The organism is Kushneria aurantia DSM 21353, from assembly GCF_000382245.1.
Classification (GTDB): domain Bacteria; phylum Pseudomonadota; class Gammaproteobacteria; order Pseudomonadales; family Halomonadaceae; genus Kushneria; species Kushneria aurantia.
The window spans coordinates 82,322-102,644 of sequence record NZ_KB907871.1; the positions used below are offsets into that span (position 1 = coordinate 82,322).

The window sequence follows — 20,323 nt, forward strand, 5'->3', positions numbered from 1 at the left end:
ACCTGGCTGTGAGCGGCCAGATCACTGCCTGCTACGTCGATGCTCCAGCTGTAATCGTCCTGCACCGTGCCGGTGTAGGTGACGCTGTTCTCGCCCTCGCCGATGACCAGCGTCACCGTATCGCCGGGACGGGCGTCGCTCTGCCCACCTTCCTGCACGTTAACGCGACCGCTTACGGTGACCGTGCCGCCTGCTTCCTCGGCGTTGATCACATCGTCACCAGCGATGGTGTTGATACCGATGGTGGCGCCCGCCAGGGTGTCGACGTTGGTCGAAGCAGTATCGCCACCGCCGGCGTTGCCCGCCAGGTCGGTATAGCTGCCCTGTTCGACGCGGGCCGTCGCCTCCCCTTCGAAGTTGGGATAAGGATGGAATGAGGCGGTATAGGTCACCGAACCATCGGCGTTGGTCTGAGGGTCACTCAGATCACTGAGGGTGCCGCCTGTCACCTGCACATCGTCGAGGTCGAAACCGCTCACTGCCTCGCTGAAGGTGAACGTCACCGTCGGGTTTTGCGAATTGGTGGTGTAGTAGTCTCCGACCTGCTCCTGATCGCTGCCCTCAAAGCTGGTCGTTCCCTGGAAGGCAATATCGAGGCTCGGCGCATCCGTATCGGCATCTGAATCGGCGTCCGCGTCGGCGTCCGAATCGGCGTCCGCGTCCGCATCGGCATCGGCATCGGCATCGGCATCAGCGTCAGCATCCGCATCGGCGTCGGCGTCGGCATCTGCATCCGCGTCGGCATCCGCATCCGCATCCGCGTCGGCATCCGCGTCCGCGTCGGCGTCGGCATCCGCGTCAGCGTCCGCATCGGCGTCCGCGTCGGCATCGGCGTCAGCATCGGCATCGGCATCGGCGTCGGCATCCGCGTCGGCATCCGAATCGGCATCGGCATCGGCATCAGCGTCGGCATCGGCGTCGGCGTCGGCATCCGCATCGGCGTCCGCATCCGCGTCAGCGTCAGCGTCAGCGTCCGAATCGGCGTCGGCATCGGCATCCGCATCAGCGTCAGCATCGGCATCCGCATCCGCGTCGGCATCCGCATCCGAATCGGCGTCAGCGTCCGCATCAGCATCAGCATCAGCATCGGCATCGGCGTCCGCATCCGCGTCGGCATCGGCATCGGCGTCGGCGTCGGCGTCCGCATCTGCGTCGGCATCGGAATCCGCGTCGGCATCCGCATCGGCGTCAGCATCCGCATCCGCATCCGCATCAGCGTCCGAATCGGCGTCGGCATCCGCATCGGCATCGGCGTCCGCATCGGCATCGGCATCGGCGTCAGCGTCGGCGTCGGCATCGGCATCGGCGTCAGCATCCGCATCGGCGTCGGCGTCGGCGTCGGCGTCGGCGTCGGCGTCCGAATCTGCGTCGGCGTCCGCATCCGCGTCGGCGTCCGAATCGGCATCCGCGTCGGCATCCGCATCGGCATCCGCATCGGCATCGGCATCGGCATCCGAATCGGCATCGGCATCGGCATCGGTATCGGCATCGGCATCGGTATCGGCATCGGCATCGGCATCGGCATCGGCATCCGCATCGGCATCTGCGTCGGCGTCCGCATCCGCATCCGCATCCGCATCCGCATCAGCATCCGCATCGGCGTCAGCATCCGCATCAGCGTCCGAATCGGCATCGGCGTCAGCATCCGAATCAGCGTCCGCATCCGCATCCGCATCCGCATCCGCATCGGCGTCAGCATCCGCATCGGCGTCGGCGTCGGCGTCGGCGTCCGAATCTGCGTCAGCGTCCGCATCCGCATCCGCATCCGCATCAGCATCAGCATCAGCGTCGGCGTCGGCGTCGGCGTCGGCGTCGGCATCCGCATCGGCGTCGGCATCCGCATCGGCATCCGAATCGGCATCCGCGTCGGCATCGGCATCAGCATCGGCGTCAGCGTCAGCATCGGCATCGGCATCGGCATCGGCATCAGCATCGGCATCGGCGTCAGCATCCGAATCGGCGTCAGCATCGGCATCGGCATCGGCATCGGCATCGGCATCGGCATCGGCATCGGCGTCCGCATCGGCGTCGGCGTCAGCATCCGAATCGGCGTCCGCGTCGGCGTCGGCGTCGGCATCCGCGTCAGCATCCGAATCGGCGTCCGCATCGGCATCAGCGTCCGCATCCGCATCGGCATCGGCATCGGCGTCCGCATCCGCGTCGGCGTCGGCATCGGCATCGGCGTCGGCGTCGGCATCGGCATCGGCATCGGCATCGGCGTCGGCGTCGGCATCGGCATCGGCGTCGGCGTCCGCATCTGCGTCGGCATCCGCATCAGCGTCCGAATCGGCATCGGCGTCAGCATCCGAATCTGCGTCGGCATCGGCATCCGCATCCGCATCCGCATCGGCATCGGCATCCGCATCGGCGTCGGCATCCGCATCGGCATCCGAATCGGCATCGGCATCGGTATCGGCGTCAGCATCCGCATCCGCGTCGGCATCCGCGTCGGCGTCCGCATCCGCGTCGGCGTCCGCATCCGCATCCGCATCCGCATCGGCGTCTGCGTCCGCATCGGCATCCGAATCGGCGTCGGCATCCGCATCTGCGTCGGCATCCGCATCAGCATCGGCATCCGCGTCAGCATCCGAATCAGCGTCCGCATCCGCATCGGCATCGGCATCGGCATCGGCATCGGCGTCAGCATCCGAATCAGCGTCCGCATCCGCATCGGCATCGGCATCCGAATCAGCGTCGGCATCCGCATCAGCGTCAGCATCCGCATCGGCATCAGCGTCCGCATCCGCGTCGGCGTCCGCATCCGCGTCGGCATCCGCATCCGCGTCGGCATCCGCATCCGCGTCGGCATCCGCATCCGCATCCGCGTCGGCATCAGCATCCGCATCCGCATCCGCATCCGCGTCAGCGTCCGCATCCGCATCGGCGTCAGCATCGGCATCGGCGTCGGCATCGGCATCGGCGTCCGAATCGGCGTCCGCGTCGGCATCGGCGTCGGCATCGGCATCCGCGTCAGCATCCGAATCAGCGTCCGCATCCGCATCCGCATCGGCATCGGCATCAGCATCCGCATCGGCATCCGAATCAGCGTCGGCGTCGGCATCCGCATCGGCGTCAGCGTCCGCATCGGCGTCCGAATCGGCGTCCGCATCAGCATCCGCATCCGCGTCAGCGTCAGCGTCAGCGTCCGAATCGGCGTCGGCGTCGGCATCGGCATCCGCATCCGCATCCGCGTCGGCATCCGCGTCCGCGTCGGCGTCGGCATCCGCGTCAGCGTCCGCGTCCGCATCGGCGTCCGCATCGGCGTCGGCATCGGCATCGGCATCGGCGTCGGCATCCGCGTCGGCATCCGAATCGGCATCGGCATCGGCATCGGCATCAGCGTCGGCATCGGCGTCGGCGTCGGCATCCGCATCGGCGTCCGCATCAGCATCCGCGTCGGCATCGGCATCGGCATCGGCATCGGCGTCCGAATCGGCGTCAGCATCGGCGTCCGCATCAGCGTCGGCATCCGCATCAGCGTCGGCATCCGCGTCAGCGTCCGCATCGGCGTCGGCGTCGGCGTCAGCGTCCGCATCCGCATCCGCATCAGCATCAGCGTCGGCGTCGGCGTCGGCGTCGGCGTCGGCATCCGCATCGGCGTCGGCGTCCGCATCGGCGTCCGCATCAGCATCAGCATCAGCATCTGCGTCGGCATCCGCATCGGCATCGGCATCCGCATCGGCGTCGGCATCCGCATCGGCATCCGAATCGGCATCCGCGTCGGCATCGGCATCAGCATCCGCATCCGCATCCGCATCCGCATCAGCGTCCGAATCGGCATCGGCGTCAGCATCCGAATCTGCGTCGGCATCGGCATCGGCGTCGGCATCGGCATCGGCATCGGCATCGGCATCGGCATCAGCATCAGCATCGGCATCAGCGTCAGCGTCCGCATCTGCGTCGGCATCCGCATCGGCATCGGCATCGGCATCAGCATCGGCGTCCGCATCGGCGTCGGCGTCAGCATCCGAATCGGCGTCAGCATCGGCATCGGCATCGGCATCGGCATCAGCATCGGCATCGGCGTCCGCATCGGCGTCGGCGTCAGCATCCGAATCGGCGTCCGCGTCGGCGTCGGCGTCGCCATCGTCGTCGAGGGTGTCAGCAAATCCACCCCCTTCAACAAAAGCCGGCTCCGGCGCGTCTACAGCGCCGGAGTTGAATTCAAGCGGGTTAACGCTTTCGCTAATGCGAGCGAGAACGACAAAACCGTGGCCGCCACCTGCTGCACCGCCGGCGCCGGCACCTGCCGCAGGAGCTTCCAGAAGCTCGAGGAGATCGCCATCCTGGTTGTCCAGAGCCACAAGCAGCGATTCCACGTCATCATCCAGGACACTGGCATCTTCTGCGGCAACAATGTCTTCGGCATCCAGTTCGGGGGAGATCAATACCTGCTCTCCACCGTCCACGGTGACGATGCCACTGTTATCACCAAAATCCAGCGACACGCTGCCATCGGCAGCGGTAACAAGTGTCTCGCCTGGCGCCAGTGTGTCTCCAACGCTGAGTTCGCGCAGCATGCCGTCTTCGCCGCGCGCCCAGGCCTGGCCGGAAATTGCCGTAACGGTGATTGCCATATATCTGTTCTCGCTAGAAATTCAATAAAAGAAGGCGCCGCGCGGCGATGGTCGGAAGGTGACGAACTGGCGGCATTATGGCGTCAGACTACTCCGGTCCTGCATACCGTCCTATTGTACCGATGGACAGTACGTGCCTCGGGAGACGCACGGAAAGGATGGCCGGCGCGTGAGGGTCGATATGGATAGCCGGCGAAAAATTCCAGCACGGTAACCCCCGGATGATCCGGGACCGTAACGCTATGGGGTGGTATCCGTATCGCTATTTACAATGGCCTCAAAAGCCAGGAGCAGCCCATTGATCATATTGAGCGCGCCGGCATCGTTGAGATTGCGATAGCGCTGGCAGAATTCATGGGCTCGGGCTGCCAGCGCCACATAGTGAGCAGCCATGGCTGGTGTCCCGAACTGCAACCAACATTGCCTGGATTCAGGATCCTGCCAATGTGTAGCTATAAGCTCGTAGGCCTCAGTGTGAATGTTTGCCGAAAGAGGCCAATAAGCACCAAGTGTATCGAAAACCCAGCCTTGCCAGTCCATAAGCAATATTTGATCATCCATGCTCGCCAGACGCGCACTAGCAGGATTTTGTATCGCAAGAAAGCCAGGAACCTTTTCAACTTCAGCCAACATAAGCGGCCATAGCCTTATGAGGCGGTCAACCTGAAAACTATCCCTGTCCTGCTGGACAAGGTAATTAAACCGCGTCATCGCCAGCTCGCGCATGCGTTCTGGCAACGAAGGAAAAGTAGCGGCAAACTGACCAACAAGATTGTTAGGTAAAGATATATTGCAAAAATCTTGACGCAACTTTCCCATCCAGGGCTTACGCTCTTCCGCATTTTTCCACTGAGGCCGCTTGTTACCTACTGTCAACAGCAAAAAGCAGCACCATGAAAAGCGCCCGTTTTCAATCAGTTCGGGTATTGATGAGCTGCCACTGTGATGGTAACTGCCAACCGCATTCAATAATGCTGCTTCATGAAGCGCCTCATTTTCTCGCGCAGGTATATAGCATTTGAATAGCAAATATCGTGGCGCCTTCTCTCCGCCGTCATGCTGGATTATCACTTGTGCCACACCACGGCCATGCAGGAGACGGCACTGACAAACAACTGGATTGCCAATAATATACTGGCGCCCAGTCAGCCATGGCAATAACCAGTGCGCAATAGCCGCCTGTTCGAACCGCTGCGTAAAGCTTGTAGCCGAGGGAAGTGCGATCTGCTGTGAACGAGGCAACAGCAGCATATTAATTTGTTGAAACCTTTTAATAATTGAAAGAAAATTAACCAAAGCATTGACGCTTGACGCCATTAGCTGCCGCATACTCAGCAGCAAAACAAAGAGCACAAGAAATGGACGCATGGCGTCGTGAAGGTAATCCAAAAAAATAATTGAAAAACTCAGCACAAACCCGATGTTAATTAACGTCAACACGTTATTTTGAAGTGTTTGCTGGATTTTATTCACGCGCTCAAAGCAGTAAAAAAAACGCAGCCAGCCCACAAGAAAAAAAACAAACATTACCGCCAAAAAAGCCAGCAACTGGTGCAACATCGCGATTAATAAAATAAAAAGCACTGCAATCAAGATGGAAGACAGAGCACTGATTACAACTGATAACACACGTCTCCCCAGCAAACGATGATTGTTAACCATTCGAGTCTTGTTCAGCCGTTTAAATATGGCTTCTGATAAATCTACAATCGCCTTTTTTATCCACCACTTTAGCAGCGCATAGCTACAAAAACAGATTGCCGTCAGCATTATCAAAAGCGTTATTTCATCATTACTTCCTTCAGCGCCGGAAACCAAACCTTCAATACGATTATGGCCGGTCAGTAGCACTTGCAACAATTGCCAAGGCAGTAATAGGCTCGCCACCAGCATGATCTGGCTGACCATCTGCATAATCAAAATGACACCTACACGCCAACGAAATGGCCATAGGACGAAGCGAAAAAGCGCCATCATCAGATCATGTACCTGATGGACGCGAACCTCATCTACTCCACTGTCTGTTAATGGGTCGCTCATTAGTCCAGCCTTGATGCTATAAGTCGCATGAAGGCACGTAACTCATCGGACTGCTCATTTTCAGGAACATAAGAAACTACCGCATTATGAATAGCGGAAAGAATAGCCCAATTGTGATCCGGACTGTGTTGCTCGGCCTCGGGCCAACCATATTTTGGCCACTGATGCTGTTGTGCAAGCAGCGCACTGGTTTCGCAGAGTGATTCAAAAAGCCAAGCAATAAAACCACCTCCATAGAGTTCAGTAGAGGAAACTACTCTACTGCCGTCAAGGTAACGTCTATCGCGAATCGCGGTGGGAGTATCAATTTTACTTTTGAAATCGACCAGATAAAATAAACGCTGCCAGAAAGACGCTGCATCATAGCTTTTACTTAAAAGCGTCTCCAGAGCTTCAGCCTTGGCGGGCAAAATCTCCTCATTTTGCATACGACCGCTGAAAAGACCTTCTGACCAACGGGCCAATCCTTCCTGTAGCCACGCCTGTTTGAACATCATGTATGCATTCAAATACATGTGGAAAAGTTCATGAGCAGGCGTCAGGTTTTTTGCAGGATTGACCTGCCCTCCCAGTGCCATACGGATATGGCACTCCCGATTGATTGCGCTGCGCACCACTTCATCATAGGCCTTTCCGCCACGGCCACGCCCGGCAAGCAAATTGGCCATAATAAAATCGGCTTGGTGATAACGAGGCATATCCAGAGGTGGCACCAGACCCAGTATCTCGCGATAAATCTCGTCAGCAGTGTCCAGTTGAAGCCTCAAGTCATCGAGACGAGCCCTGGTCCAAGCTTGGTACATATCGTTGGATGCTGCAAAATAACGAATATTACCAAAATTTTGATCAGAACCTTCCTTGTAGACAAGACTTTCAGACGCCCCGTCCCGCTGAAGGTAGTAGCATTCACCGGATATTATTGACTTGGCACTTGCCAGATTCGTCACTGATAAGGTTATGCAGATCAACATTACAGTGATTACCCAGCATCCTTTTATAGAAATAATCATGTTTACTTTTCTTCTATACATGCCGTAACCTGGCTCCATTTATTTACGAGCGCGACCGATTTTTACTCAGAAAAAAGAGCGTGCAGACCAACACCGTGAGAGGCCTTTATCAAAACACTATCATGTGGCTTCAGATATCGGATTAACGACTTCGAAAGCGCTTTGACATCTTCGAAATAAAAAACACTAGCAGACTCACCATTCAACTGTTGCGCCAGAACACGGCAGTGTTCGCCACAAAGCAGGACTTTCCTGACCGACATTGATTCAAGCAGCGGAGCCAACTCAATATGAAACTTCTCAGCGGCGTCACCAAGCTCCAACATATCGCCAACGATTACCAGCTTTTGCGAGGGATCAACAGGCTGGGCGTCGTAGGTTTCCAGTGCCATCCGCATAGAAAGCGGATTAGCGTTGTAAGCCTCATCAATAAGATTGATGGGAATTCCCTTGTAAATAATAGAACGTCTTTCTCCCCGCCCTGACACTGCCCTGAATGACGTCAGTCGATCAATCACGGTACCCAACGGAAGATTATCGTATCGAGCTACGGCAAGCACCGACATTGCATTAAGCATCATGTGTCGTCCGGGGGCCTCCATAACGAGGTCATGAACCTTACCATCAAAGACTACGCTTCCACGACTACCGGTATAATCAAGCAAACGCAGGTCGGCATTTGTATGCTCGCCAAAGCTGACAACTCTTAGACAACGTCGTGCAGCCTGTTCAGCAAAATAGCTATAATAAGGCATATCCCGGTAAAGTACTACCAATCCACCCGGAGACATTCCGTCGAAAATACGCGCTTTCTTGCGAGCGATTTCATCGAGAGAGGAGTGATAGAGCAGATGAGCTGCATCAATGTTGGTTACAATGGCAATATCCGGGCGAACGAGTTCCGTACTCCTGCCCATGGAGCCTATGGCCATTTCGACTACCCAATAGATTGCCTGCTGTGGCATGGAAGAGATATTCAAGGCAATACCAGTCGGCAAATTGGCACTACCAACAGTCCGACCCACCTCTCCGTTATATGCCAGTGCATGAGCCAGCATCGTTACCGTAGTGGTTTTACCTGCACTGCCGGTTACACCAATAACCCGACCTGCATAACCGTGTCGCTGACGCGCCGCTATCGCCAGTATCGCTGATCGCGCATTGCGCACCTCTAATACGGGCACACCGATATCACGATAGGGATCACCATCATCGCAGATTACTGCAGCAGCGCCTCTGGCGACCAAAGTCTTTACTATTGCAAATGGCAGGAACCCCTTGTCCATCGTCTTGCTTCTAGCAACAACCACCTGACCGGGCTGAAAAGAGCCCAACCAGCCACATATTCCATTCGCTTGCCACTTCTTCGAAGGCGAAGATAGCCATGTGCCTCCTGTTACTGCTGCCAGTGTCCTGGCATCCAGTCCGGCTGAAAGCGGTTTGACTACAGTAGCACCATCCTCACGAAGCATTTTCTGATAGGCAATCAGCCCCGACAGGTAGTGTTCCACGTCGTCGATACGCACGCGAAAGGCGTGGTGGCGAATGAAGAAGCCGCCCGTTATGGTCGCGGGTGACTTGAAAAACATCGCCATTTCCGGCCAGAAGAAGCCATTCATCAGGTGATACGCTCTGGCATGCAACGCCTGATAAAATGCCGCAACATCGAAATCGTCGAGAAGATCGGAAAACGCCGGAAACGCTTTCAGCCTTTCGAGGGTACAGTGAAAGGCCATCGACAGTTCGAGAAGAGTGGGAAAGGTGGTGATCCGTTGATGAATAAAGTCGATGTAACCGGCAACATTGCGCACCGCGAAAGCGAAATAGCGCCGCTCGGGACGATAACGCACCAGCTCGTTGGTGCAGTAGGCCAGCCAGTGGTCATGGGCCTTTTCGTGGCCGTTGGCGATAAAATAGTCGAACGCCCTGACCACGCAGTCGAGCCAGCGTGAATCCCGGGTCCGACCGTACAGGCGCATCAGAGCGAAGGCGGCTTCGCCGTCGTAGTAGATAATCCGGTTTTTCTCCTTCACCGACAGGTCCGCCGCATCAATTACGTGCACGAAGCTGCCGTCACTCGCCTGCATGCGGGTAATGCCCAGCGCCAGAGCATCGGCCAGTGCATCATATTGGCCATCCGCCATCACCTGATGAAACTTCACCAGCGCCAGTATAGTGACCGCATTGGCCCCCAGCTTGATGCTGTTGTCACTCTCCGCCACATAGGCGGCGCCCTCGCGGTGGACGACGAAGTGCAGGCGAAGATCCTCCAGCGCCAGACGGATTCGCGCCTCCACCCGGGAAAGCTCGCCCGCGCTCAGAAGCTGCTGCTCGCGGCAGGCTTCATACCCTTCCAGCAGAGCGTAGGTGCTGCTGGCGTGGCGCAGCACGTTGTAGCTGTCGATTCGGCGGTCGAAACACGGGAAATAGCCGTAGACGTAGCGTCCGCGAGGGCCTATCTGGTGGCTCAGAAAGCGCGTGCCCGAGGCGATCAGTGCGGCGCTTGCCTGTGTCGTCAGTGCCGGCATCTGTCGCCGGCCCCACTGCCTGGGACGGGTCTCCAGCGCATGAACCCGAACCTCCGCCTCGCTGACCTCGAGGAAAACTCCTTCGGTAGAAAAGCTCCATGCCGGCATCTCCTCGGCAAAGCTCGGCATTCGGCTCGAACCGTGACGTGCCCTGATATAGCCTTCCAGCCGCGGCTGATTGACCCGGGCGTGCGCTATCCGGCCGCCGGGATAGAGACAGGCGTTGGCGTTGAGCTCCATTTCACCGAGCAACAGCAGTGAAGTATCCTTCCCCCGAAACGCCAGCCCGCTGCGAAAGTAGTTGCGTTTATAGCGCTGGATCTCGTCCTGTAGCGGCTGCCATTGCCATTCACGCACCGCGAAGGGCCACTCCAACCGGCACCATAGCAGCGGATGGTTAAACTTCCCTGCCAGCCGCGCCAGCGCCTTCTCCACCACCGGTAACAGCGCCGCCCAGCGGCCCGCATGCAGAGCGTCCGGGTCGAGCTGCACGGTGGCCACCCTGGCGCGCTCATAACCGTCGCTCACCGACAGCAGCATCAGGCGGGAAAACGCGTCCTGACGGGCATGCCGATACCGCCACATGGGTATTAACGGATCGCTCAAGCGCGCCAGCGCATGGGCAATATTCGCCTCGCTTGCGGATGGCGAAGCACACTCAGCGCTCGGCAGCGCGATGGTCAGCAGGGGGTCGCCTGCCCTCGCAGTGGATATAGCCGACATCGTCGTACTCAGCGTAATTTCCGAAAGGAAGCCGCCGGCTCGGGTGGCGGGCAGCGGGCGTTCAGATGCGCTCGGAAAGGTGCTCTCTGGAAGGCGCCAGTTTCAGAATCAATTGCAGACGATCGCGAACGCAGAGCTTCCTGAAAATAGCGCTCAGATGTGCCTTGACCGTTCGCTCACTGATATCAAGCTGCCGCGCAATCTCCTTGTTGGTAGCACCACGCGACACCGACAAGGCAACGCTGCGCTCTCTTTCGGTCAGGCACTCCAAAAGCGCCGAGTTGATCGTCTGATCGGACGGTGCACGTGCCTGGAGCGCCTTCAGGGAGCCTCCCAGCACTCTCGCCAACAGCTCCTGCCCGACCCAAACACCGTGGTTGCTCACTACCAGCGCGACCTGTTTGAGCAGATCGGGCGCGGCCAGAGTGTGCACATAGCCGCGAGCCCCCGAGTCCAGTGCGCTCAGCGCTTCGCGCTCATCGGAGGCGTAGCTCAATACGACGACATGGGCGCCCTGACCGGCCAGAACAGGAACGAAATCCAGCCATTGATCGACGCCGGTGGAGAGCCAGGCGAGATCGCCGGCAGCCACCGTCTGCTCTGCGTCTGCGGGCATCAACGCCGCCGCATCGTGGAAAGCTTTCATCCAGCGCCCCTGCAGGCTGCCATCAGTCGTTATAAACCAGTGATTCATCAACGCTCTCCCAGGGAATCGCGCCAGGCGCGCAGAACGGGCTTGAGCAGATACTGCATAACGGTACGCTTGCCGGTAACGATATCGACCTGAGCGATCATGCCGGGAATGACCGTCAGGTCTTTTTCGAAAGCCCCTTCCTCGGAGCGCACCCGCACGCGATAGAAGGTATTACCGTCTTCGTCGGTGACGGTGTCGGGGCTGATATTCACCAGCTCGGCCTCGAAGCCGCCATAGAGCGAGAAATCATAGGCGGTCAGTTTGATGATGGCGCGCTGCCCGGGATGCAAAAAGGCAACATCGCGCGGCGCGATACGCGCTTCCACCAGCAGCTGTTCGTCGGTGGGGACGATCTCGATGATGTCCTGTCCGGGCTGTGCCACACCGCCCACGGTATTGATATTGACACTCTGTACGATACCGTCGACCGGCGAGCGCAGTTCGGCAGTGGTGACGCGATTTTCAAGCCCGGTGCCCGACTCATTAAGCGCCGCGAGTTCACCGCGCGCCTGGGCAAGCTCCGTGCGCCAGTCGCTGACTCGCTCCGAGCGGGCCTCGTCGATCTTGGACTGCGCCTCCTCGATTGCCGACTGCAGCTGGTCAACCCGGGCGCTGGCCTGATTCAGCTCGCCGCGAGCGTTTGAGACCTCACGTTCGAGCCTCAACACTTCGACTTCGGAAACCGCACCGGTATCGAGCATGGGACGCGTCATCGATAATTCCTGCGATGCCAGGTTCAGACTCTGCCGTGCGGTAGCCACTCGCGACTGAGTCTCACGCAGTTCATCGCGACGCTGACTGAGCTGCTCGTTGAGAATCGCTATTTCCTGCGACGTCTCCTGGCGCAGATTCTGATAGAGCTGGCGCTCATCAGCGACGATCTCGGGCGCGTTCTGCTGCAGCTCATCGCTCGGTTCGAACGGCACATCCTTGATCAACGCCTCGAGTCGTGTAATGCGCGCCTGGAGCGCAAAAGCCTGAACGCGATTCTCGCGGAAGTTGGCGACAAAGCGGGTGGGGTCGATGCGCATCAGCAGCTGGCCCCGGTCAACCCGCTCCCCCTCACGCGCCAGGATCTCCTGCACGATACCGCCATCCAGCGAGGACAGCGTCTGCAACTGACTGGCCGGAACAACACGCCCTGTGCCGCGGGTAACCTCGTCGATCTTGCCAAAACTGGCCCATACGATCAGCGCGATCACCACCAACACCATCGCATAGAGCAGCCAGCGCGCTCGCATGGGCTCCTGCTGAATGCGCGCCCAGTCGGCGTCATGGTTCCAGTCGCGGTCCAGATGCAGGCCGGTTACGCGCCGTGCAAAGAGGCGATCAATCAGCGGTCGCAGCGGCTTGCCACCCTTGTGCGAAAAGCGTCCCAGCGCCTCGAAGCCCTTCTGCTCCAGGGTGCGCTGATCGTCTCCCTTTTTGTCTTTCCGAGCTGCGCTCATGATGACGCCTTCCCGATCTGACCGCTGCGCAGCGCCTCGATGACGGTGTCACGCGCACCGTCCGCCACCACGCGCCCGCCATCCACTACCACGATGCGATCGACCAGCGACAGCAGCGACGTGCGGTGTGTCACCAGCAGTAGCGTACGTCCCTCGGCGTACTCGGTCAGACGCCGCTTGAAAGCTTCCTCACTGGCGTAGTCCATGGCGCTTGAGGGCTCATCGAAAAGCAGAATCTGCGGATTGTGCACCACCGCTCGGGCAATACCGACCGCCTGACGCTGACCGCCGGAGAGCTGGTTGCCCATCTCCCCCACCGGCCAGTCGAGCCCGCGTGGATGCGCATCCACCATCGGCTTGAGTCCGCTCAGAGTCAGGGCTCTATCCAGCATCTGGCTATCAATACCGTCGCTGCCACCGCCCATCACGACGTTGTCACGCAGCGAGCCGTAAAAAAGCTTGATCTCCTGCGGCACATAACCGATCTGGCGGCGCAGCTGGCGCGGATCGAACTGGGCGATATCGATACCGTCGACCATCACGGTGCCACTGGTAGGCTGATAGAGTCCCAGCAGCAGCTTGTTGAGACTCGACTTGCCGGAACCGACCTGGCCAAGCAGGGCCACCTTTTCGCCGGCAGTGATAGAGATATCGATATCACTGAGAGCGTCACGCTCCTCGTCCGGGTAGCGCAGGCCGACATGACGAAAACGAATATCGCCGCGCACCACCGGATGATCGACCTCAGCCCGGGTGCGGTCGTTTTCACCGGGCAGTTTCATCAGGTTGTCGAGGTTTTCAAGAGCGGCGGCGGCGTGCTGATACTGGGTCAAAATCGCGGCCGACTGACTGATCGGTGCCATCGCCCGCGAGCTCAGCATATAGGCAGCAATCAGTCCACCCTGAGTCAGATTGCCATCCAGAATCATGTAGACGCCGATGATGATCACCACTACCGAGACGGTCTGCTGTGACCACATGGCCACGCTGGATACCGAGGAGCTGGCCATACGCGTCTGTGCCGAGGTGCGCGACAGAAAAGCAGTGGCTTTCTCCCAACTGCGCTGCAGTCGACTTTCAGCGCGCAACGCCTTGACCGTTTCCAGATTGGAGACCGCCTCGACCAGGTCGCCGCTGCGCTGCGCGCTGGCGCGCAGACTGGTTTCCGTAAGCGTATGCAGCCTTCGTTGCGCCATGAGAGCAAAGATCATCATGAAGACAATGCCCACCACCAGCGGGATGACCAGCGGCGGCCCGATCAGCGCAACCACGGCCACGAAAAGCAGCGCAAAAGGAAGATCGGCCAGCGCAACCACGGTAGCCGAGCCGATAAAGCCGCGCACGGACTCGAAGGCCTGCAGAGACGATACAAAAGAGCCGGTCGAAGCGGGACGCTGCTCCATCCGCATATCCAGCACGCGCGACATGATGGTCGAGGATATCCTGACATCGGCACGACTGGCGGCCAGGTCGATAAAACTGCTGCGCATCAGGCGCAGTATCAGATCGCCGATCAGCACCACGCCGACCCCGGTCGCCAGCACCCACAGCGTATCGGTAGCCAGGTTGGGCACCACGCGATCGTAGACGGTCATTACAAAAAGCGGCATGGCGACCGCGAAAATATTGATCACGACCGAGGCGATGATCACATCGCGATAGAGCCGACGATTATCGCGAATGGCATCCCAGAACCAGTGCCGCACACGCCTGCGTTTGGCGTGCTCGCTGCGGGCATCCATGCGATAGCGCGGTCGTACGTAAATCGCCCGGCCGCTGTAAACCCCATTCAGCGCCTCCAGCGACATCTCGGTAGCGGCGTCGTCAAGCTCCGGAAAGATGACACTCGCGGTGCCGTTTTCGGCATCAACACCCGCCAACACACAGGCGCGGCCGGGCTCCAGCAGCAGCACCGCCGGCAGTAGCGCGGGATTGATGGCAGCCAGTGAACAACGCGCATGTCGCGCACTCAAGTCGGCCCTTTCCGCCGCGCGAACGAACGTGCCCGGTGTTAGACAGCCCGCCTCGAGCGGCACGCCGGAAAGCAGGTGGTCGCGAGTCACCTCATGACCGTGCTGGTGACAGATCACCTGTAAACAACTCAGTAGCTCGTCCGATGAAGGCGCACTGGCGTTTTCGGTATTGACCTCTTCACTCATTGTCGCTTGTGCTACCCTGGCCGTGTTAACGCACCGACAGCCGTTGGCCCGATGCCGTTTAAAAAGCTTTGCGGTGGTAGGCCGGGCAGGCGGCTATGGCCTTACCCGCCCGGCATCGCTGGTAGTGGCGTATCGGGAGCTCGCGCTTATTGCAACGGCTCGACGTCAAAGCTGCCGGTTTCGGGCCACTGCGTCTGTTGCGAGCTCCCCATACCGGAGCGAACGTCGCTGCGCAGCCCCTGGGTCAGCTCATCCAGCGTGAAGCCGCCTGGACTGGTGACACCACAGCTCATATCGGCCGAAATGTTTTCGGGCTTGACTTCATCGACCAGGTCGGCGGTTTCCAGATGAGATACCTGCAGCGCGGAGATCAAGCGGCTGGTCGCCGCCAGAGTGCGCGCGAAAGCGAGCCGCTGGTCATACCAGCCATCGACGTAGTCACGGCTTGACTCGAAATATTCGTTCTCGTTGTCGAGCAGGTCCAGCAGCGTGCGCTGACCCAGCTCGAACTGCTGTTGATAGGGCACGCGGATACGGTCGATCGACTGGCGATGCTCGTTGAGATAGCGCAGCTGCTCTTCATAGCGCACCGCATCCCGATAAGCGATCTGGGTCGTTTGACGCACATTGTGACAGGCCTGCTCCTGCTGCTGCCAGGACTGCTCGAGACGATCACCGGCGGCTCGCCAGGCCGCGACATCGCTGCCGCCACGATAGAGATTGATCGAGCCGACCAGTTGAACGGTGGTCTGGTTTCGGCGCTCTCCAAAAGTACTGTCTTCATTGTTACGGCCCGTGGAGGCCTGCAACGACAAATCAGGATAGAAAGCGGCCTCGCGGACATCCTGATTGGCACGCTGCGCCATGCGGTTTTCATAGGCCGAATAGATCTGCGGGTTGCTGTTCATGGCTTCCTGCAGAGCAACTTCGACGCTGGGCGGCATCAGCTTCTCCAGTTCGGGAAGCGGCGCCAGCTGGCGTGGCGGCAGTTCACCCACGATGCGCTGATAGCGCGCCACCACATCGTGAAGGTTGGCTGCCTCGGTCATCAGGTTGGATTCGGCCAGCGCCAGGCGACCCGTAATCTGCTCGAGGTCGACACCGCGACCGGCGCCGGAGCGTGCGCGCTGTTCGATCTGATCGAAGACAGTAAGATGCTGGGCGTAGTTGCCGCGCGCCAGTGACACCAGATCCCGATAGCGCATCACATCCAGATAGGCCTGATAGGCGTTGAGCGCCGCCTGCTCGCTGGTATCAAGGAAGTCGAAATAATTCTGGCGTTTGATGTGCTGAAAACGATCGACCTGGCTCGATGTTTCAAAGCCATCAAAAAGCATTTGCTGAAGGGTCAGCTCGTAATAGTCGGTCTCGTAGCTGCCCTCGCCATCATTGCTCTGGCTCTCTCTGCCGGCACCGCCGCTCAGATTGACCGTGGGCAGGAAACCACCCCATGCCTCGCGCGCGTCATTGCCGGAGGCCTGGATGGCATTCCAGCTGGCACGCACCTCGGGATTTTGAAACAGGGTTCGTTGCACCACCTGGGTGACGTTGGTACTTCCGGGAACCGAGAGCTCCGGGAGCACGAAATCATTGTCGGTAGCGGGCTGAGGTAGCGGCGATGGCGAGGAAGAGAAGGTTTGCGACTTACCGGACAGGGAGGTGGAGGCGTTTGGCAACGCCTCGGCAGCAGCGGTCAGAGACACTGGAAGCGTAGCGGCTATCAGAGCAGCGAGAATAGATAGCCGGCTTTTATACAATGAGCCTTGCATGGTGTATTCCTTTGCGTTCGGGTCCGACAGGCAGGAGATACCTGTCAAATTCATTGGTTCTTTGATTTTCTACCCGGGCCTCACGGCGACGCGAACGACACCATGGCGCATCCTTTCCCGGCCTTCCCTGAATCAATGCCCGCCGCCCAGGCCATCATATCCATGGCCTCCCGACTCCTCCTGACAGCGAACGGCAGGAATATACAAAATAGAGCAAACCTTTACAATCGGGTCAAAACGACTGGTTGCGTCCCGTTCCGACGACAGAGAAGTTCCATTACTTATTGATATTTAAAAAAATATAGCTTTAAGTAATAGAACAGAAAAGGCGTGGGCTTCAAAAAAGGCAATCTAAATTTACAAAAAACCCGGCTGATGCCGGGCGTTATACAACCTTTCGTAGCCTATCCGGCAGGACTCAGGCCGGGTCCTGCTCGTCATCTTCCTGGCGCCGAACTTCCTCGATCAGAGAGGAGTTGGTGCTCAACAGTGATTGCAGTGCGGCGAGATAATCCTGGCCGCGCGTCGAGTAGCGCTCAAGCGAGGGAATCAAGGCGAGCGCGTTGACGTTTTTGCCCTGTTCACGAAGCGCTGCGCGCTGCTTGCGCATGCCCTGGTAGGCCTTGTGCGTATTGAGATTGCGCATATAGGCGGCGATACCGTCCTGTAGCGAGTCAAAGCTCTGAAAGCCGTTGCCATTGCCGGCATGCTCCAGCCCGCAACTGTTTCCAAAGCAGCGCATACCGAACAGGTTGTTACCCTCGCGAGCAAAGCGCGATGTTCCCCAGCCGGACTCCTCTACCGCCTGAATCAACACCAACTGAATAGGAACGGTATCGACACGCTGTAAAAGCGTTGTCCAGTCGACATCATTTTCACTGCTGCAACTCAGACCATAGCGCTCGCACAAATCGGCCAGCTGCTGACGCGAGGCGTCATCCCAACGCTGACCTATATTCATCTGCAAAAGCCAGTCTCGATCACTTCTGATCGCGTTATTGGCCTGCTCGATCAGCGGGATCATGAGATTGAAAAATGCGATCTTGCGTTCGGAACCGGCCTTGTATTGACGCAGGTCCGGCATCTGTTGAGTAGACCTGCTGGTGTCGGCGTGCAGCGGTGCAGGAGAGCCGACCATCATAAGCGCCAGCACGAGCGTCAACGTCGTCAAAAGGCGATGCATTCGTGTCATATCGAATGACTCGTTTTCGAAGCGGTTGGCGAGGTTACCATAGCGTTACTGCAAGTGTCGCCATTTATCGACACTTATCCATGCACATCGCCGGTAATAGCCGAAATTGCTTTCAGCGCGAGTGCGAAGAGGGGCCGCCGACGCGGCCCCGAGGGAGCTTTCAAATGCCCGACAGGATCAGGCGGAGAGCATGGCGTTGAGGCGTCGTACATAGGCAGCCGGGTCGTCCAGACTACCGCCTTCGGCGATAATCGCCTGATCGAGCAGCACATTGGCCAGATCGTTAAAGCTATCGCCTTCGCTGGAATCCAGCCGGTTGATCAGGGCGTGATCCGGATTGATCTCGAGAATCGGCTTGACCTCGGGCACGCTCTGGCCGGCGGCCTCCATCAAACGACGCATCTGATAGCCCATCTCGTTTTCGGGCAGCACTACGCAGGCCGGCGACTGGGTCAGCCGATGCGTGACACGCACTTCCTGAACCTGATCGCCCAGCGCCTCGCGGAAACGCTCGACCAGTCCTTCTCTGGCCTTTGCGTTCTCCTGCTGCGCCTGCTTCTCTTCCTCACTGTCGATATCACCCAGGTCCAGGTCGCCACGGGTAATGTCGGTCAGCTGATGACCGTCGAATTCACTGAGATGCGTCATCAGCCACTCATCGACCCGGTCGTGCAGCAGCACGACCTCGATGCCCTTCTTGCGGAAGATCTCGAGGTGCGGACTATGGCGTGCGGCATTGAAGCTGTCGGCGATGATGTAATAGATCGCCTTCTGACCTTCCTGCATACGGCCGACATAATCGGCCAGCGACTGATCCTGGGTGGCGCTGTCGGTGTGGGTGGTAGAGAAGCGCAGCAGCCCGCCGATCTTCTCACGATTGCTGTAATCCTCGGCAGGGCCTTCCTTGAGCACTGAACCGAACTGGTTCCAGAAATTCTGATACGCCTCACTGTCATCGGCCAGCTTGCCAAGCATATCCAGTGCACGCCTGGTCAAAGCGCTTTTCATCTTCTCGACCTGCGGATCCTGCTGCAGAATTTCGCGCGAAACGTTGAGCGACAGGTCGTTGGAGTCGATCACGCCCTTGACGAAACGCAGATAGAGCGGCAGGAACTGCTCGGCGTCGTCGATAATGAAAACGCGCTGCACGTAAAGCTTGAGGCCCCGCGCGCCCTCGCGCTGATAGAGATCGAACGGTGCTCGTGAAGGCACATAGAGCAGGCTGGTGTACTCCAGCTTGCCCTCGACCCTGTTATGGCTCCAGGTGAGCGGATCACTGAAGTCGTGAGCAACGTGTTTATAAAACGCCTTGTACTCGTCTTCGCTGATCTCGGATTTGGGCCGGGTCCAGAGTGCCTGCGCCTCGTTGACCGTTTCCCAGGTGATGGTGGTATCGGTCTCTTCATCGCCTTCCTGCACAGTCGGCATACGCACGGGTACATCGATGTGGTCGGAATACTTTCGCACCAGCGACTTGAGACGGTACTCGTCGGCAAACTCGAGCGCGTCCTCCTTGAGATGCAAAACGATTTCGGTGCCGTGCTCGGCGCGTTCGATATCCGCCACGGTAAACTCGCCTTCACCACGCGAGCGCCACTCGACGCCCTGCTCTGCGGGCGTGCCGGCCAGTCGGGTGCGCACCACGACTTCATCGGCAACGATGAAGCCGGAGTAGAAACCGACACCGAACTGGCCGATCAGTTTGGCATCCTTTTGTTGCTCGCCGGAGAGCTGCTTGAGGAAATCAGCGGTACCCGAGCGTGCGATAGTGCCCAGGTTGGCGATCACATCCTCTCGGTTCATGCCGACGCCGTTATCACGCACAGTAACGGTCTTTGCCTCGCTGTCGAATTCGATCTCGACGCGCAGATCGGCATCACCTTCGTATAGACCGTCATCTTCCAGCGCCCGATAGCGCAGCTTGTCGCAGGCATCGGCGCCGTTGGAGATCAGCTCGCGCAGAAAGATCTCGCGATTGGAGTAGAGCGAGTTGATCATCAAATGGAGGAGCTGCTTGACTTCGGTCTGGAAGCCGAGCGTCTGTTCTTGCGCACTCATTATCTGAATTCTCTCCGGACGCTTGAGAAAAGGATGAAGATGAAAACCGTGTTGGTGCGCCACCGGACGTGACGCAGCCGAAACTCGTCGAGCGCGGCCACATCGCCGCACCCTGTAGAATTTTA

At 58.7% G+C, this 20,323-nt stretch carries 10 protein-coding genes; all 10 read right to left on the reverse strand.

Annotation, left to right across the window (positions count from 1 at the left end; genetic code table 11):
* Positions 1 to 4,577: hypothetical protein (locus H146_RS21860; RefSeq protein ID WP_019951561.1), on the reverse strand; the 4,577-nt coding region annotated here is incomplete at its 3' end.
* A gap of 240 nt (positions 4,578 to 4,817) precedes the next feature.
* On the reverse strand, positions 4,818 to 6,617 hold the full coding sequence (locus H146_RS0109070) for an ABC transporter ATP-binding protein (RefSeq protein ID WP_019951562.1): 1,800 nt from the start codon (positions 6,615 to 6,617) through the stop codon (positions 4,818 to 4,820).
* On the reverse strand, positions 6,617 to 7,648 hold the full coding sequence (locus tag H146_RS20695; protein WP_156826757.1) for a hypothetical protein: 1,032 nt from the start codon (positions 7,646 to 7,648) through the stop codon (positions 6,617 to 6,619). The genes H146_RS0109070 and H146_RS20695 overlap by 1 nt, the downstream gene beginning before the upstream one ends.
* A 41-nt stretch (positions 7,649 to 7,689) precedes the next feature.
* Entirely contained in the window at positions 7,690 to 10,878 is a 3,189-nt protein-coding gene (locus H146_RS18965; RefSeq protein WP_019951564.1) for a UDP-N-acetylmuramoyl-tripeptide--D-alanyl-D-alanine ligase, read from the reverse strand.
* 61 nt (positions 10,879 to 10,939) lie between these two features.
* Complete coding sequence (locus tag H146_RS0109085) at positions 10,940 to 11,572, reverse strand: response regulator transcription factor (protein ID WP_019951565.1); 633 nt, start codon at positions 11,570 to 11,572, stop codon at positions 10,940 to 10,942.
* The gene (locus tag H146_RS0109090; RefSeq protein ID WP_019951566.1) at positions 11,572 to 13,020 is read right to left on the reverse strand and encodes an HlyD family type I secretion periplasmic adaptor subunit; all 1,449 of its coding nucleotides are present in this window, start codon (positions 13,018 to 13,020) and stop codon (positions 11,572 to 11,574) included. Before H146_RS0109090 ends, H146_RS0109085 begins: the two co-directional genes overlap by 1 nt.
* Positions 13,017 to 15,179, reverse strand: coding sequence for a type I secretion system permease/ATPase (locus tag H146_RS0109095; protein WP_019951567.1), 2,163 nt, complete (start codon positions 15,177 to 15,179; stop codon positions 13,017 to 13,019). Before H146_RS0109095 ends, H146_RS0109090 begins: the two co-directional genes overlap by 4 nt.
* A gap of 146 nt (positions 15,180 to 15,325) precedes the next feature.
* Entirely contained in the window at positions 15,326 to 16,948 is a 1,623-nt protein-coding gene (locus H146_RS0109100; RefSeq protein WP_169433470.1) for a TolC family outer membrane protein, read from the reverse strand.
* A gap of 418 nt (positions 16,949 to 17,366) precedes the next feature.
* The gene (locus tag H146_RS0109110) at positions 17,367 to 18,140 is read right to left on the reverse strand and encodes a protein bax (protein WP_156826759.1); all 774 of its coding nucleotides are present in this window, start codon (positions 18,138 to 18,140) and stop codon (positions 17,367 to 17,369) included.
* Positions 18,141 to 18,317: 177 nt separating this feature from the next.
* Complete coding sequence (gene htpG, locus H146_RS0109115) at positions 18,318 to 20,198, reverse strand: molecular chaperone HtpG (RefSeq protein WP_019951570.1); 1,881 nt, start codon at positions 20,196 to 20,198, stop codon at positions 18,318 to 18,320.
* Positions 20,199 to 20,323 lie beyond the last annotated feature (125 nt).

Bases quoted from the DNA above. Each gene is read 5' to 3' on its own strand.
- H146_RS0109070 (WP_019951562.1), bottom strand. From the start codon at position 6,617: ATGAGCGACCCATTAACAGACAGTGGAGTAGATGAGGTTCGCGTCCAT.
- H146_RS20695 (WP_156826757.1), bottom strand. From the start codon at position 7,648: ATGTATAGAAGAAAAGTAAACATGATTATTTCTATAAAAGGATGCTGG.
- H146_RS18965 (WP_019951564.1), bottom strand. From the start codon at position 10,878: ATGTCGGCTATATCCACTGCGAGGGCAGGCGACCCCCTGCTGACCATC.
- H146_RS0109085 (WP_019951565.1), bottom strand. From the start codon at position 11,572: ATGAATCACTGGTTTATAACGACTGATGGCAGCCTGCAGGGGCGCTGG.
- H146_RS0109090 (WP_019951566.1), bottom strand. From the start codon at position 13,020: ATGAGCGCAGCTCGGAAAGACAAAAAGGGAGACGATCAGCGCACCCTG.
- H146_RS0109095 (WP_019951567.1), bottom strand. From the start codon at position 15,179: ATGAGTGAAGAGGTCAATACCGAAAACGCCAGTGCGCCTTCATCGGAC.
- H146_RS0109100 (WP_169433470.1), bottom strand. From the start codon at position 16,948: ATGCAAGGCTCATTGTATAAAAGCCGGCTATCTATTCTCGCTGCTCTG.
- H146_RS0109110 (WP_156826759.1), bottom strand. From the start codon at position 18,140: ATGACACGAATGCATCGCCTTTTGACGACGTTGACGCTCGTGCTGGCG.
- htpG (WP_019951570.1), bottom strand. From the start codon at position 20,198: ATGAGTGCGCAAGAACAGACGCTCGGCTTCCAGACCGAAGTCAAGCAG.